This window comes from Desulfoconvexum algidum (assembly GCF_055382125.1).
Map to the genome: position 1 here is coordinate 5,286,984 of NZ_AP042394.1, position 15,394 is coordinate 5,302,377.

The window sequence follows — 15,394 nt, forward strand, 5'->3', positions numbered from 1 at the left end:
TCACTGCCATTTTTATTTGAATGATATAAAAAGCCTTGACTTTAGTTTGATATCCAACTATAATTTGTCCCATGAAATCCTCCAATAAAATTATCGGCCTTGTTTCCACCATCCGTGACAAGGCCAACCAGCAGATCCTTTATCAATTGAGGTCCCATGGGATCCTTGATGTGGTGCCAGCCCACGGCGGCATCTTTGTAACCTTGTTTCGAAATGGGGAAATGACCATGGGACAGATGGCCCAGGCCATTGACCGGGACAAATCCACGGTCACCACCCTGGTGAATAAACTTGAGGGCCTGTCCTATCTTAAAAAACGCAAAGACGACTCTGACGGGCGGGTTACCCTGATTCGGTTGACAGAAAAAGGACAGCGCTTGGAACCTGTTTTCAAGGAGGTCTCAGCCCATTTGCTTGGCAAGGTGTATGCGGGTTTCACAGACCTTGAACAAGGGATTCTCATCACGTTACTGGATAGAATTAAAACCAATTTATAGTTTTTTTTGATTATTTAGTTGGACATAAAACTTTTTTTTTACAAGGAACATCTACCATGCAGCAGAAGACTTCACCCCATTTTATTTTACCCATGCTGGCCTTTGTGCTGGCCCTTTCGTTCACCTCAGTGGCCATGGCCAAGGATAGTCCGGCCACCCTTAAACTTAAGGCCCGCACCCATGAGCTCAGGGAAGATATCATTCCCATCACCGACAAGATCTACACCTCTGTGGGGCACTCGGTCTCCACGGTTTCGATGATAGAAGGAGATACAGCCCTGATCATCATTGACACCGGATTTGCACCCGCCCACGCCCGGAAAATCATGGCCGAGTTCCGCAAGATCAGTGACAAGCCGGTTGGGGCCATTATTTTAACCCATTCCCATGCGGATCATGTCCGGGGCGCTTCGGTTTTCCTGGCAGAAGGTCAGGATATTCAGGTCTGGGGCCGCAGCAATTTTAATTCCGAGAATAGCCGTCTCAAAGCCGTGCTCAAGGCGGCAAATATGCGTGGGGCCCGCCAGGGGGGATTTGCACTGCCCCCGGAAAAACGCATCAACAACGGCATCGCGCCTGCCATGTATCCCTTTGGCAAGCCGGGTGAAAAAAAGCAAAAGGGCGCTTTCCTCATGCCGGACCAGGTGAAACCCAATCACAGCTTTGATGAAGATCGGATCGCCATTGCGCTTTTCGGTGTAAAAATGGAGCTGGTGGCAGCCCCGGGAGAAACCTCAGACGCGCTTTATGTCTGGCTGCCTGAACGAAAGGTCCTTTTCTCCGGGGATAATTATTATGCATCCTTCCCCAACCTGTATGCCATCCGAGGCTCTGGCTATCGGGATGTCAAACTGTGGGCCCATAGTGTGGATGAGATGAGCAAAGAGGGAGCTTCATACCTGGTTCCCGGTCACACCCGTCCCGTTTTCGGCAAAGAAAAAGTGGCCCAGACCCTGGGCGATTATCGGGATGCCATTGAATTTGTCTATGACAAGACCATTGAGGGTATGAACAAGGGCATGACCCCCCGCCAGTTGATTGAGTATGTTAAACTGCCTCCGGAACTGGCCCAAAAGGATTACCTGGGTGAATATTATGGTAACGTGGCCTGGTCGGTGCGCTCGATTTTTTCCGGTCACCTGGGCTGGTTTGACGGCAATGCCGTTAACCTGGCTCCCATGACATTAAAAGAGGAAGCAACCAGAATGGCAGCGCTTTCCGGTGGCCCGGTTGCGCTTTTGAAAAAAGCAGAAACAGCGCTGACCAATGGGGATGCCAAATGGGCAGCCCAACTGGCGGATTATTTGTTGAATCTTAACCCCAAAGATACCCGGGCCATGGGGATCAAGGCCGATGCCCTGGACACGATTGCAGAGACGGTGATGAGTGCCACCGGTCGTAACTATATTTTCACTTCAGCCCAGGAATTGCGGCACAACGCCCAGGGGCTTACAAAATAAGGAGATAAAACCATGAAAAAAACAGCAATATGCATTATGGCGACACTGGTACTGATGGTTCTGGGACAGGTGGGGTTTACCGCTGAAAACATGACCCTTCAGGCAAAACAGGACATGGAGGTGGCCAATAAAAAAGCGGCCACGACATTTTTTCAACTCATCGTGGGCGATCGGGACTACGAGGCTGCCAGAACCTATGTGGCCGAGTATATTCAGCATGATCCCGATTTGTCCGGTGACGGATTCGACACCCTGATCCACTACCTGGAAACCGATCCAAAATTCAAGGACCGGCCCAAACACACGGTGAAATTTTATAATATTATCGCCGACAAGGACCTGGTCTATTTCCAGATTCGAAAGGAGCTGAAAGCCAAAGATGACGGCTCGCCCATGCGGATACTGGTCCAGCATTCATTTCGGTTCAACTCGGCCGGCAAAATTGCCGAACATTTCGGCACCGCAACCCCTGTCAAGCTCAAAAACAGCAAAAATACGCATCCTTTGTGGTAGATGCCCAAAGGTCCTGCCCGGCGATGATATCCCCGGGCAGACCCTTTGGCTTCCCATGGGACTGAAGATTATAAAGCAAAAGGAAGATTATAATGATGAATATTTCCGACATTTATCACAAATTTGATCAAATTGGCTGCCTCACCTTTGCCACCATTGACAAGAATATCCCTCAAACAAGAATTGCCCACCTGTTTGCCCAGGATGAAGAGGGATTGTATTTTAGAACCATGATCACCAAAGCGTTTTACAAACAGCTGCAAGATACGAAAAAGGTTTCCATCTGCGGCATGTATCCTAAAACCATGGTCAGCCACAATGATGAGGGCATGCCCTATTTTCCCCCGGGATATACCATCCGTGCCACCGGTGACATCAAGGAAATTTCACTGGAAGAACTTAAAACCAAAGCCCAGAAAAATGACATGTTTGCGCTGGGGGTAAAGGACATTGAAAAGTACCCGGCCATGACCACCTTTTGCCTTTATCGGGCCTGGGGAGAGGTGTATGATTTTGATTTTGAAATGGAACACCGACCCCATAAATTATTGCGCACAGGCTTTGCCTTTGGCGGTTCCGCCATCCCGTTCAGCGGTGTTCGCATCACCGATGACTGCATCGCCTGCGGGGAATGCCAGGAAGGGTGTTCCTTTAAAGCCATTTATCAACAGGAAGATCGGTTTGTGATAGATCCTGAAAAATGTGATGTCTGCGGCGACTGCTACACGGTCTGCCCAACAGATGCCATTGAAATTGTGATCAATGAGTAAGGCTAAAGGCTTTCAACAGGAGGGATTCGCCCAATGGATGGAGAACAGATGAATCTGGATTATTTGCTGCAGGAATTGATGGAAATTAATGGGGTTGATTCAGGCCTGCCGACAAGATTGAATGAGAAAAAATATTTAATCAGATCCTTGATGAACATCACCCCGCCCCATGATTTAAGCCAGGAATATTATACAGCAGAAGCCGCGTATCTTCAAAATGAATTATCCCAAAAACACATTACCGGGATGGATGAGATTCATGAAAAAATCGGGCACAAGATTTTTCTCTGGCAAGGGGATATCACAACCTTACAAACAGATGCCATTACAAATGCCGCCAACAATGCCCTGCTCGGGTGTTTTCACCCCCATCATAATTGTATTGACAATGCTATTCACTCGGCCAGCGGTCTTGCATTAAGGAACGCCTGCCATGCAATTATGACAAAACAGGGGTCAAAGGAAGCCACCGGCGGGGCAAAGATCACCAGGGGATACAATCTGCCGTCAAAGTTTGTCATCCATACGGTGGGGCCCATTGTGGACGGCCCTTTAACCCAGGATCACAAAACGTCACTTAAAAACTGCTACCTGGCCTGTCTGTCTGCTGCCGGTAAACATGAGTCTATCCGTTCCATGGCCTTTTGTTCGATTTCAACAGGGGTGTTCAATTTTCCAAAAGAGCAGGCCGCAGCCATTGCATTGGAAACAATTACCCACTATATGAACCATACCCCCGATGCCCTTGACCGGGTGATTGTCAATGTGTTTAGTGAGGACGAATTAAATGTTTACAGAAAGGTATCTTCAGCAGATCAAAGCCGTTCGGGAAAAAATTGACCAATCCGATTATCTTCTCATCGGAGCCGGTGCCGGGCTGTCAGCGTCTGCCGGCCTGAGCTATACGGATCCAACATTTTTTCGCCAACATTACGAACCCTTTTTTAACAAGGGATATGAGAGTATTGATCATGCCAGGATGAATTTTTTCAAACTGGATAACCTTGTCCCACCGGAAAAATTTTGGGGGTTCTGGTGTCATCACATCAAGGCTATCTTTTATAAACCATCTCAATTGGCGGTTTATTCAGACCTGTATGATCTGGTAAAAAACAAAAACTACTTTGTCATTACCACAAATGTGGACGGGCAGTTTTTCAAGGGGGGATTTGACCCAAACAAAATTTTTTCCATGCAGGGAAGTTATGGCATGTTTCAATGTATCCGGCCGTGTAACCAGAAAATTTATCATAATAAATCCTATGTTGATGCCATGCTCCAGGGGTTTGATCCCGAGTCATTGTGTATCCGAAAAACCGATATCCCCAGATGTCCGGATTGCGGTGAACTGATGACGTATAATTTAAGAGCGGACAATTCCTTTGTTCAAGACCCCTATTTGTGGAACCAGGAGCACTACGTGGATTTCATAGACCAGGCAAAACAAAGCAAATTAGTTTTACTGGAACTTGGCGTCGGCCTTAACACGCCTGTTATTATCCGATACCCCTTTGAACGGATCACCGCCCATTGCCTGGATGCAACCTTAATTCGGATTAATTTGGAAAATTTAGCCGTTAACCGGAAGATAAAAGACAAGTCCATCACCATCAAATCCGATATTGGCGCAATTGTGAAAAAGGTGAAGGCATTGGGGGAAAATTAAGGTGGCAGTGATAGCCAAAGGGAGAACCCCTGCAGATGATGGGGGCCGGTCAAAAAACCGATTTGACCGGCCCCTGTTGGGAAGATTAACCTGAACAACCCAGCAGAAATGTCATACATGGCAGGGCTGTTCTTTTCTTCACCTGGGTATAAATGCTATTTCTTGGTACCCAGGGTTGAGCCGCTTTTAAAATCGCGGAAAAAGCGCGGACAGTCGTCTCCTGAAACATAGCCCTGGGGTATCAGTTCTTTGCCCGCCAGGCCTGGATAATCAGCACCATAACGGAATGCCCGGTGGAGCATGCCCCACATGGAATCGTCATGGTACTTGTAGGGCAAAGCCCCTTCATCATCATCTATGACGCATTTGGCCTTGCCGAAAACAAAGGGGTTCACAAATTCCCAGACGATCTTCTTGTCCGGGGTGACTTCAAAAACATGGCCGCCGTGGGTGGAACAGATGAGGGTGTTGCCGTTTGGCAAACGCTGAACACCGCCCTGGCGATGGGAATAGAAACTGTTAGAATGGTTGGTGTGGTATTCCCAGACAATTTTGTCGGTCTTGGGATCCATCTCCACTGCACGGGAATGACGTGTTTCCGGCGCTTCGGAGCCGTTATCAAACATGAGAATATTGCCATTCTCCAGGGGGGTGACACAATGCTGGCCCCAGATGATCTGATCCCCGTTGTCGTACCAGCTTGGCTTTTTTGCCTTGGGGTCGTAAGCGCTGGGGTTGCCCCAGCGGTATTCGATGTCACCGGTCTTGTGGTTGATAAAGTAGAATTCAGACAAATTGCGGGAGTTCATAACGATAGTATCGGTTTCGGGGATGTAGTTGACCGTATTAAAGTGGGACCAGTCAAAGTTTGAATAGAGTCCACCAACCGGTTTCGGAAGGACATAGTTGAAATCCAGTTTTTTGGGTCCCGTGCCCATATGATCAGATACGTGCCATTCCCATACAGTCTTACCGTTGACGTCCACTTCGCGTACAAAATCGTTCCAAAAGCCGTCATGGCTGGCCCCTTGATAAATCACGGGCTCGGAGGGGATGGTCTTGGGATCACGGCCCTTCTTGATGGCCTCTTCCTTGGTCATGTATTCCCAGCCCAGAAGCAGGGTGTTGCCATTGGGCATACGATGAAAGGTATGGTGCTGTATTTCCTTGTAGGGCTCTGCCATCTTGTATTCCCACACAACCTTGCCGTTCCAGTCTATTTCCTGAACAATGCCGCCGAATCCGCCGAGGCCAACATAATTTTTAAAGTCTTTTTTGTGGAGTCTTTTGCCGGTTTTGGCTTCGATCAGTTTCTTTTGGTCAACCCGTCCGCCCCGAAGCAGGTTCCCGTTGGGCAGCAGTTCCGCATAAAGCCCCGGCGTGGAATCGCATTTCCAGGTGTGGACAATGTTGCCTTCCATATCCATGAGATAGGTCGTCTTGCTGCCGATCTGGGGTGAAAACAGGGTGTATCCCTCAAAGGCTTTTCCCTTGTCATATTTCAAAACGCCGGTGGGTCCTGTGGTGGCCTCGTAGGCCTGGGCCGTTCCTGCAATCCAGAAAAGACAGGCTGCAGCAGTTAAGCAGGTGATTATTTTTTTTAATGGTTTCATGTGATGCTGTTCCTAATGTTAAGGGTTATGGGTTTAATGGTTTAATCCGTTTTTTTTTGAAATCATACCAATTATTGCAAAATATGAACCAGATTTGGTGCCGTCCCAGGGAATAGTTTGTAACTACCTTAACTGAAAGAGTGTTTTTAAATTCGGTTGAAAAATATCAGAATAGGGAAAGTCGATTTTTTTTTGGGGGAGGGGTATCTGCCTTGGAAATGAGCGGGGTTCCGCACAGGCGGTTTCCCAGGTGTGCGAAGGACTGCACATCGGGAGCGGCTACACCCAGCTATTTCAGTCTCGTTTGAACCAGAACCGCCAGGCCAATGTGGGACAAGACGATCAACACCAGACCCAGGCGCGAAAAAACTGCGCAATTTTCAGATAACGCCCAAACAGGGTATTCCACTTTTGTGTGGTTTCGAGCAATCCTGTAAATTGGGCCATGGAAATGGTCACCGGCGTGCCGCTGCTGCCCAAATAATCGGTGACCACCCGTCCGTTAAACAGATGTGCGGTTTGCTAGTGTATATGCAGGACACCTGTCTGGCAGCTATCACAACTGGAACTATTTGGGCAGGATCGATATCAATTTACTTTAAAATCCTGGAAGGGAAAAATTAAATACACCTTTCACCTTTTCGCATTTTATGTTAAAATTTTTTGTTAGAGATCAGTATTTAATTCAAGCACTTATTATTGATTATAAATTGAATTGAAATCACCACCCACCTTTGACCCGACTTCATTTTCTGCAATCTCACCATTAAAAACGGCATTAACTATCGCCTGGGCTTTGTTATGAATTAAACTTTTTTTTGCTGGGATTTTTGTTTACACATCGAGGCAAATTTTATGATTTTTAATCTCATTTTTTATTTTTCTCTTTCCATCTGCATCGTCGGGACCTGCTATAAAGCGGTTGCCTGGACAAGGAAAACGGTCGGCTATGAAAGGGGCCTTGCGTCTTCCCATCGTTTTTCAACTCTTTTCAAGGGCATGCTCTTAACTGTTTTCAGCCTAAAAATCTTTTCCCTTGTCCCAGTATTTTTCATTGATGTTCTTTTCCAGGGACGCATTTTGAAAACCAGTTTGCTTCGCTGGTTAATGCATTTTCTTATTTTTGTGGGATTTCTGGCCCTTGTGTTCATGCATGCCCTGGATACGGTTTTCAGTGAAAATCTGTTTTCCTATTATTATTCCACGATGAACCCGTTTTTTTTCTTGCGAAATCTGTTTGGCCTGATGGTGCTTGCAGGTGTCGGCATTGCCGTTTACAGAAGATATATTCTCAGGCCTGCCAGGCTAAAGAACGCCATGGCAGATCTTTTTGCTATCCTCATGCTTCTATCCATAATTTTGTCGGGAATTTTATTGGAGGGTATGAAAATGGCGTCTGTTTCAGAATTTACTGCCATGGTTGAAGCGTATGCAGGCCTTGATTATGAAGACACTCTGGCCCTTGAAGCGTATTGGGTCAAAGAATTCGCCCTTGTTTCCTCCAGAATGGATTCACCCGTTGAAAAACAGATGCTTGATCTGGGTTTGGAACTGCATAAAACCAATTGCATGGACTGCCACAGCCCCAATAAATCCGCTTTTATGGGATATGCTACGGCAAGGCTCATCTCCCCCTTTGCCATCTTCCTGGATGAGATCCAGGGGGTTCGCATTTTTTATTATGTCCATATCCTGGCCTGTTTTATAGGCCTGGCCCTGGTACCGTTCAGTAAAATGTTTCATATTGTTGCCACCCCCATCAGCCTTCTGAGCAATGGGGCCCAGACAAAAGATTTTTTGGAAGACGAAACCTGTTTGACAAAACAGGCCATGGAGCTGGATGCCTGCACCCATTGCTGTACATGCAATTTTAATTGTTCCGCAGGAATGATATATGAATCCATTAAAAATGACTATATCCTGCCATCGGAAAAAATGCAGGCGCTTAAAAAGGCGGCATCAAAAGACCCTTTGAATACTCACGAAGTCACATCGCTTTTCCAGGGGGTATACCTGTGCACCAATTGTGACCGGTGCACCGTGGTCTGCCCTTCCGGGATCAACATGAAATCATTATGGCTCAGTGTCAGGGAAAATTTTATCCAACAAAACCTGGACACGCCTGTCATGCTTTCCACATTTTCCTTTGTCCGGGGGCTAAATCCCATGAATATCGAAGAAAAAGCCTATGCGCCTCCCCTGGCAGAGGTGTTTGCTAAAACCGTATCAATACTTGATAAGACCCCGCCGGTAACAATTGATACCCGAGATGGATCCAGTTTTACCATTGATCTTTCCTTGACAGAGAGTTTTTCCCTTTGCTTTGGATGCCAGAATTGTTCCACCATCTGCCCTGTGGTGACAAGCTTTCAAGCCCCGGCAGAAGACCTCACCCTTCTGCCCCATCAGATTATGTACTGCCTGGGATTGGGGCTTGTGGACATGGCAGAGGGGGCTGCCATGATTTGGAACTGTCTGACCTGCTACCAGTGCCAGGAGCACTGTCCGCAAAATGTGGCGGTCTGTGATATTTTGTTCCAATTAAAAAACAACGCATTTCTCGGGGATAAAACGGTATGAACTATACGCTTTTTATAGGGTGTAATATCCCGGCACGGGTACCGCAATACCATGATGCGGCAAAGGCTGTCTGCGCAAACCTTGATATCGGTCTGACAGCCCTAAAGGGATTCATGTGCTGCGGGTATCCCATGCGTAATATTGATGAATTCACTTTTTTATTGTCTGCCGCAAGAAATCTGGCCCTTGCCGAACAGCGAGAAGAAACGCTCCTGGTGCTGTGTAAATGCTGCTACGGCAGCCTTAAAATGGCGGATTTTCGTTTAAAACAAAATAAAGCGGTTCTTGAAAAGATTAATCGGGTATTGGCAAAAGAGCGCCTGGTTTTTAAAGGTAGGCTAACCATCAAACATTTTTTGTCCGTACTTTACACGGATGTCGGGATTGCAAATATAAAAACCCGAATAAAAGTGAAATACAAAGACCTCAAAATTGCTGCAAGCGTTGGATGCCATGCCCTTCGACCTGCCAGCGTCACCCGGTTCGATACCCCGGCATCCCCCACACTTTTTGATGATCTGGTTAAACTGACCGGCGCCCAAAGCGTTGACTGGTCAAAAAAATCAGACTGCTGTGGTGCGCCCCTGCTTGGTATCAATGATGATCTATCAAAACGTATCATGGAAAAAAAGTTGGCCAGTGCCAGACAGGCCGGGGCCCACTTTATCGCCATTGCCTGTCCCTATTCATTTTTGCAATTTGATACATTTCAGTCCCGAGTGGCAAAGCAGGATGCCAATTTTCAAACCCTGGGGCCGGTTTTATATCCTCAACTTCTGGGATTGGCCATGGGCATTGATTCAACTACCCTGGGACTTGCGAATAACCAGATTAGTATTTTATCATTGGAATCGTATTTATCTTCAGCCGATTAATGCAAAAAAGATATTTTTAGGAGATCTTACATGTTTGAGAACAACCGAGGTTCGGTACTTGTCATTGGCGGTGGGATCAGCGGAATGCAGGCAGCCATTGATGTGGCAAATTCCGGTTTCTATGTATATCTTGTGGATTCTTCTCCCTCCATTGGCGGCATGATGTCCAAGCTGAACAAGACCTTTCCAACCAATGACTGCGCCATGTGAATTATCTCTCCCAAGCTGGTCGAGGTCGGCCGGAACATTAATATTGAACTGCTCACCTTATCTGAAATATCCCAATTGGAAGGCTGTGCCGGTGATTTCATTGCCACGCTTATCGGATATCCAAGACGGGTATCCCTGGAAAAATGCATTGCCTGCGGTCTTTGTGCTGAAAAATGTCCCAAAAAGGTAGCCAATGACTATGATGAAGGATTGAGCAGGCGCAAGGCCATCTATATTGACTATCCCCAGGCTGTCCCTTTGAAATACTGTATTGATCCGGAACACTGCATTTACATACAGAAAAAACGATGCAAACTCTGTGAAAAAATATGTCCCACCCAGGCCATTGATTTTGCAGAAGCGCCCAGCCGGAAAAAGCTTCATATCGGGGCTGTCGTCCTGGCCCTAGGAAGCCAGGCCTATGATCCGGGACAATGGGATATCTATGGATATAATAAATCAAAAAATATTATCACAAGCCTCGAATTTGAAAGAGTGCTGTCCGCATCCGGACCCTATGAAGGCCACCTGGTTCGACCCCTTGATAAAAAACCGCCCAAAAAAATTGCATGGCTCCAGTGTATTGGTTCCAGGGATGAGCATATAGGGGCCCATGGGTATTGTTCCGGGATCTGCTGTACCACGTCCATAAAAGGGGCCATTCTGGCAAAAGATCACATTAAAACCCTTGATGCGGCCATATTCTACATTGACATACGCACCCAGGGAAAAGATCTGGAGCGGTATTATAATCATGCCAGAAACGATCTTAAGGTCAGGTTTATCAAATCCAGAATCACCACCATTGAACCGCTCAATGCCCATGGGAACCACACCCTTTGTTATATTGATGATTTTGGGCAAAAAATAGAGGAAGAGTTTGACATGGTGGTCCTGTCCGTGGGGTTAACCATACCGGAAAAATCAAAATCCTTGGCCCGTGTTCTCGGCATTGAAATCGATGATTATGGATTTGCGCAAACCACAAGCTTTGAACCTGTGGAAACTTCAAGGCCGGGGGTTTATGTCTGCGGTGCCTTTCACAGTCCTAAAGCCATTCCAATGGCTGTTACAGATGCCAGTGCAGCCGCGGGTAAGGCCGGCAGCCTGCTGGCGGAATCAAGGTGGACACAGACAAAAATCCATGGGCATGTTCCGGAAACAGATATCCGGGGAGAGCCTCCGAGAATTGGTGTCTTTGTCTGCTGCTGTGGAACCAATATTGCGGCCTATGTCGATGTGGCGGCTGTGGTGGCCTATGCAAAAACATTGCCCCATGTCGTGTTTTGTCGGCAGAATCTGTTTTCCTGTTCCCAAGACACCCAGGACGAGATGGCACAGATCATCAAGGCTCAGAAACTCAACCGGGTGGTGGTGGCCGCCTGTACGCCAAAAACCCATGAATCCCTTTTTCAACAAACCATTACCAAGGCCGGGTTGAATAAATATTTATTTGAGATGGCCAATATTCGGAATCAGTGTTCCTGGGTCCATCAGTCTGATCGGAAACTTGCCACAACCAAGGCAAAAGACCTGGTAAAAATGGCTGCGGCAAAAGCAATGCTCGACAAACCCCTTGCGGAACCGGAAATGATCGTCAACCAGCAGGCGCTGGTTATCGGCGGTGGTATTGCAGGACTGGAGGCTGCAAAAATTTTGTCCCATCAGGGATATGTGACCTATGTTATTGAAAAATCCAGTCAATTGGGAGGACATGCCAAAAAACTTTACAAAACCTGGAAAGGCGAGTTTGTTAGCGATTATTTTGCCCGGCTCATGGATGATATCACCGACGAAACACAGCTTTTGTTCTGGTTGAATGTTGAAATTCTGGAAGTGGAAGGTTCCATTGGCAATTTCAGGACCATTATCCGTTCCAACGGCCGGAAAATAATCCTTCACCATGGCGTTGTCATTATCGCATGTGGTGCATCCCAATATGTTCCCACCGAATATCTCTATGGAGAAAGTGACCGTGTCATGACCAGCCTTGACCTGGAACAGGCCTTTAAAAAAAACACAGGCTTTGAATCTTATAAAGCCGTCGCCTTTGTTCAATGCGTGGGATCACGCAATAAACAACGTCCCTATTGTTCAAAGGTTTGCTGTACCCAGTCCATTAAAAATGCTGTTTTGCTCAAGCAGATGGACCCCAAAAAACAAATTTATATCCTTTATCGGGATATCAGGGCCTATGGACTGCAGGAGGACCTTTACCGGGTTGCCAGGAAAATGGGAATTCATTTTATCCGGTACAATCATGACAGCGGTCTTCATGTGTCCCAAAACAATGCGTTAATCACCCTTGAATTCACCGATAGGGTACTTCAACGGAAAATGGTCATTGGGGTCGATCTTCTGGTGCTTGCCCCGGCCATCATTTCCCCGGAGAAGAACCCTGTGGCGAAATTATTCAAAGTCTCGCAAAATGAAGATCATTTTTTTGCAGAGGCCCATGTTAAACTGCGGCCCAACGATTTCGCCACGGACGGCATGTTTTTATGCGGTCTGGCCCAGGAGCCCAAGACCATTGATGAATCCATAGCCCAGGCCCAGGCAGCCGCGGCAAGGGCTGTGACGGTGCTGTCACAAAAATCGGTATTTTTGCAAGGCACAGTGGCCTATGTCAATCCGGTTTTTTGCAGCCGGTGCGGCACCTGCGTTTCCATCTGCCCCTATTTAGCGCCCATGTTTCATCTTAAAACCAAAAAAGCCTGGATTCAAGAGACCCTGTGCAAGGGGTGCGGGCTTTGTGTCACATCCTGCCGGTCCGGCGCAATAAACCTGAATGGGTTTGAAACGTTTCAAATCATGAATATGATTAAAGCCATTGTTTAAAAAAGCCATTCAAGCTTGCTCTGATCATTTTTTAGACCTGGTCAGGGGTTAATATTCCCATCTTTTTATGTAGGCTTTTTTTTCTTGGCTGTTAAACCCGCTGGCCTTGCAAAATTTTTCAACCTTTGTATTCAGATGACCGGTCATGAACATGGCTTTATAGCAACTGCGTTTTTTTGCATATTCCGTGGCATGGAGAAGATTGGCCTTTCCATATCCTTCTCTGCGATATTGTCTGTGGGTGGCGATGTTCTCAATCAGGGCATAGGGATGACACCCCCGGGTCAAATTGGGGACGATGGTAATGGAGCAGGAGGCCATGAGCAGGCCTTTATCAAACACCCCCAAAACAGCAAAGTTTTCACTGGTCTGAATCGTGTTCCATATCCGGTCAACAACACTCTGATCTGCCGGAGGATCATCTTTTACATCATAAAGATGCAGTTGATAAAATTCAAGCAATTGGTCCAGTTCATCTTTTTTTATTTCACGTGCTTCCATAATCCCTTTCCCCTTTCTTAATAGAGTTTAAAAAAAGTATTTGAACAACGCGTATTCAAGATTGGAATCGTTAATATGATATCTATACCAGACTTAATAATCAATAATTTTATTTTGTTTATTGAGACCAGGTAATTGTTATTTCTTGACCTGGTATCCCGGCTTTGCTAAACTTATCTTGTGCCAGGAAATGGAGCCGCATATATTCCAAGCCAATATATAGGAAGCTTTATAATTCATATGGTTACTCAATTAAAATATCAAAACATCCTGCTGTGTACTGATTATTCCAAAGATGCTGAGGCGGCTTTTGTTCATGCCTTTGATCAGGCCAATAAGTATGGTGCCAAGCTTCATATCATGAATGTGATCCCTTCGGTCAATCCCTGCGGGTTGAATATGTTTAAAAAATCCATGTCTAAATCAGAGGCCAAAAAAAAATCTGACAAAATTGATGAGGGTTACATGCTCCAGGAACTCGGGGCATTAAAAAAGGTTTACCATGATCGACTCAGGTCTGGCATTGATCATGAATTTATCGTCAGGGTAGGGTCTCCAGATGTTGAAATTATTACCTATTCTGGAAAAAATAATATTGATATGATCATCCTCGGAACCATTGGACACCATGAAAACAAACGCCGAACCCATGTCCGGACGGCTGAAAATGTATCAAAGTATGCCAATTGCCAGGTCATCACCATTGGAAGCCCAAAGCAATGAAAAGGATCTTTTACCCTAGGCCGGGATTCAATTTCAAGGATATGATATGAGCGATTCAAATAATTCTGACTTAATGGACTTAACATTCAAAAGCATTATTGATGCACTGCCCTGTTATCTCATGATTCAGGACCCTCAATTTCATATCCTGTTTGCCAATCATAAATTAAAAAGCGATTTTGGTGATGACATTATCAATGTTCCCTGTTATTCGGTCCTGAAAGGTTCGCGCAATCAATGCACTGTGTGTCCGGTCCGGGAAACATTTAAAGATAAAAAAGTGCATATCAGTGAAGAGACCATTTATTTGTCAGACGGAACCATCATTGAAATGATCGCCTATTCAGCCCCTTTATTTGATGCAGTGGGGAATGTAAAAGCATGTATCAAACTTCTGGTCAACGTGGGAACGATAAAGGATGTTCAAAGGGAACTTGTGACCCTTGGCCAGTCCATTGCCCTGCTTTCCCATGATATCAAGAACATTCTTGAAGGCCTCCAGGGGGGGAGTTATGTGGTTGAAGAGGGCTTTAAGGACAAGGATACCAAACTTTTGGGCAGGGGGTGGGATATTGTTAAAAAAAATATCACAGAGATTACCGGGATTACCCAGAATATTCTCTATTCTGCCAAGGAAAGAAAACCCAGGATAAAGATTAGCTCGCCTGTGGATGTGGCGCGTCAGACATGCCAGTTGTTTGCGGAAAAAGCATCTTTCATGGGCATTCAGCTTTTGTCACAGTTCAATCCCAAAGTACCCAAGATGAAACTGGATCCAACGGGTATTTCTCGGATGCTGGGAAATCTCATTTGGAATGCATTGCAGGCCTGTCAAAAAGACACTGAAAAGAACAATCATGTGGTATATGTCCGTGTGGATTTTTATGATAACCGCCACCTCATGTATGTTGTTCAAGACGATGCCAGCGGCATGGATAGGAAAACCCGAAAAAACCTGTTCAAAGAATTTTTCTCTTCAAAGGGTGATTCCGGAACCGGTCTCGGGTTGATGGTTGTGGAAAGAATTGTCCAGAGCCATCAGGGCAAAATTGAGGTGCTGACAAAGCCGGGCAAAGGCAGTTTGTTCAGAATCATTTTCAAACTGGACGATAAGAAGTTGGATTTAGAATAAGACAATTAAATAAGAT

Annotated in this window: 14 protein-coding genes; 12 read left to right on the forward strand and 2 right to left on the reverse strand. The window is 46.1% G+C overall.

The window, feature by feature from the left end:
* Positions 1–71: 71 nt before the first annotated feature.
* The 6 genes from ACZ45G_RS23875 (at position 72) to ACZ45G_RS23900 (ending at position 4,906) form a co-directional block, all read left to right on the forward strand.
* On the forward strand, positions 72–497 hold the full coding sequence (locus tag ACZ45G_RS23875) for a MarR family winged helix-turn-helix transcriptional regulator (RefSeq protein WP_464173024.1): 426 nt from the start codon (positions 72–74) through the stop codon (positions 495–497).
* 56 nt (positions 498–553) lie between these two features.
* The gene (locus tag ACZ45G_RS23880) at positions 554–1,957 is read left to right on the forward strand and encodes an alkyl sulfatase dimerization domain-containing protein (RefSeq protein WP_464173026.1); all 1,404 of its coding nucleotides are present in this window, start codon (positions 554–556) and stop codon (positions 1,955–1,957) included.
* 12 nt (positions 1,958–1,969) lie between these two features.
* A complete protein-coding gene (locus ACZ45G_RS23885; protein WP_464173027.1) occupies positions 1,970–2,470 on the forward strand; it encodes a nuclear transport factor 2 family protein in 501 nt (166 codons plus the stop codon).
* A 92-nt stretch (positions 2,471–2,562) separates the two neighbouring features.
* Entirely contained in the window at positions 2,563–3,240 is a 678-nt protein-coding gene (locus tag ACZ45G_RS23890; protein ID WP_464173028.1) for a 4Fe-4S binding protein, read from the forward strand.
* A gap of 33 nt (positions 3,241–3,273) precedes the next feature.
* Positions 3,274–4,080, forward strand: a complete 807-nt coding sequence (locus tag ACZ45G_RS23895) for a protein-ADP-ribose hydrolase (protein WP_464173029.1) — start codon at positions 3,274–3,276, stop codon at positions 4,078–4,080.
* Positions 4,028–4,906 carry a Sir2 family NAD-dependent protein deacetylase gene (locus tag ACZ45G_RS23900; protein ID WP_464173030.1) on the forward strand — a complete coding sequence of 293 codons (879 nt, stop codon included), beginning with the start codon at positions 4,028–4,030 and terminating at the stop codon, positions 4,904–4,906. Before ACZ45G_RS23895 ends, ACZ45G_RS23900 begins: the two co-directional genes overlap by 53 nt.
* Positions 4,907–5,061: 155 nt before the next feature.
* On the opposite strand, the gene ACZ45G_RS23905 is transcribed toward ACZ45G_RS23900, so the two are convergent.
* Positions 5,062–6,519: an aryl-sulfate sulfotransferase gene (locus ACZ45G_RS23905; protein ID WP_464173031.1), complete on the reverse strand. Its 1,458-nt coding sequence runs from the start codon at positions 6,517–6,519 to the stop codon at positions 5,062–5,064.
* A gap of 250 nt (positions 6,520–6,769) precedes the next feature.
* Here ACZ45G_RS23905 and ACZ45G_RS23910 point away from each other — a divergent pair, with 250 nt between their 5' ends.
* The 4 genes from ACZ45G_RS23910 to ACZ45G_RS23925 all read left to right on the forward strand — a co-directional run bounded on the left by ACZ45G_RS23910 (position 6,770) and on the right by ACZ45G_RS23925 (position 13,022).
* Positions 6,770–6,907: a hypothetical protein gene (locus ACZ45G_RS23910; RefSeq protein ID WP_464173032.1), complete on the forward strand. Its 138-nt coding sequence runs from the start codon at positions 6,770–6,772 to the stop codon at positions 6,905–6,907.
* Between the two features lie 467 nt (positions 6,908–7,374).
* Positions 7,375–9,099, forward strand: a complete 1,725-nt coding sequence (locus ACZ45G_RS23915; RefSeq protein ID WP_464173033.1) for a 4Fe-4S dicluster domain-containing protein — start codon at positions 7,375–7,377, stop codon at positions 9,097–9,099.
* A complete protein-coding gene (locus ACZ45G_RS23920) occupies positions 9,096–9,974 on the forward strand; it encodes a CoB--CoM heterodisulfide reductase iron-sulfur subunit B family protein (RefSeq protein ID WP_464173034.1) in 879 nt (292 codons plus the stop codon). Before ACZ45G_RS23915 ends, ACZ45G_RS23920 begins: the two co-directional genes overlap by 4 nt.
* Before the next feature lie 30 nt (positions 9,975–10,004).
* Positions 10,005–13,022 carry an FAD-dependent oxidoreductase gene (locus ACZ45G_RS23925; RefSeq protein ID WP_464173035.1) on the forward strand — a complete coding sequence of 1,006 codons (3,018 nt, stop codon included), beginning with the start codon at positions 10,005–10,007 and terminating at the stop codon, positions 13,020–13,022.
* A 48-nt stretch (positions 13,023–13,070) separates the two neighbouring features.
* Here the strand turns inward: ACZ45G_RS23925 and ACZ45G_RS23930 are convergent, their stop codons facing one another.
* Entirely contained in the window at positions 13,071–13,523 is a 453-nt protein-coding gene (locus ACZ45G_RS23930) for a GNAT family N-acetyltransferase (protein ID WP_464173036.1), read from the reverse strand.
* A gap of 240 nt (positions 13,524–13,763) precedes the next feature.
* Between ACZ45G_RS23930 and ACZ45G_RS23935 the strand changes: the two genes are divergently transcribed.
* Positions 13,764–14,246, forward strand: a complete 483-nt coding sequence (locus ACZ45G_RS23935) for a universal stress protein (protein WP_464173037.1) — start codon at positions 13,764–13,766, stop codon at positions 14,244–14,246.
* Positions 14,247–14,292: 46 nt separating this feature from the next.
* Positions 14,293–15,378, forward strand: coding sequence for an ATP-binding protein (locus ACZ45G_RS23940; RefSeq protein WP_464173038.1), 1,086 nt, complete (start codon positions 14,293–14,295; stop codon positions 15,376–15,378).
* Positions 15,379–15,394 lie beyond the last annotated feature (16 nt).

Excerpts from the sequence above, each read along its gene's own strand:
- ACZ45G_RS23895 (WP_464173029.1), top strand. The coding sequence starts at position 3,274 with ATGGATGGAGAACAGATGAATCTGGATTATTTGCTGCAGGAATTGATG.
- ACZ45G_RS23920 (WP_464173034.1), top strand. The coding sequence starts at position 9,096 with ATGAACTATACGCTTTTTATAGGGTGTAATATCCCGGCACGGGTACCG.
- ACZ45G_RS23900 (WP_464173030.1), top strand. The coding sequence starts at position 4,028 with ATGTTTACAGAAAGGTATCTTCAGCAGATCAAAGCCGTTCGGGAAAAA.
- ACZ45G_RS23880 (WP_464173026.1), top strand. The coding sequence starts at position 554 with ATGCAGCAGAAGACTTCACCCCATTTTATTTTACCCATGCTGGCCTTT.
- ACZ45G_RS23905 (WP_464173031.1), bottom strand. The coding sequence starts at position 6,519 with ATGAAACCATTAAAAAAAATAATCACCTGCTTAACTGCTGCAGCCTGT.
- ACZ45G_RS23890 (WP_464173028.1), top strand. The coding sequence starts at position 2,563 with ATGATGAATATTTCCGACATTTATCACAAATTTGATCAAATTGGCTGC.
- ACZ45G_RS23875 (WP_464173024.1), top strand. The coding sequence starts at position 72 with ATGAAATCCTCCAATAAAATTATCGGCCTTGTTTCCACCATCCGTGAC.
- ACZ45G_RS23930 (WP_464173036.1), bottom strand. The coding sequence starts at position 13,523 with ATGGAAGCACGTGAAATAAAAAAAGATGAACTGGACCAATTGCTTGAA.
- ACZ45G_RS23935 (WP_464173037.1), top strand. The coding sequence starts at position 13,764 with ATGGTTACTCAATTAAAATATCAAAACATCCTGCTGTGTACTGATTAT.
- ACZ45G_RS23940 (WP_464173038.1), top strand. The coding sequence starts at position 14,293 with ATGAGCGATTCAAATAATTCTGACTTAATGGACTTAACATTCAAAAGC.
- ACZ45G_RS23885 (WP_464173027.1), top strand. The coding sequence starts at position 1,970 with ATGAAAAAAACAGCAATATGCATTATGGCGACACTGGTACTGATGGTT.
- ACZ45G_RS23915 (WP_464173033.1), top strand. The coding sequence starts at position 7,375 with ATGATTTTTAATCTCATTTTTTATTTTTCTCTTTCCATCTGCATCGTC.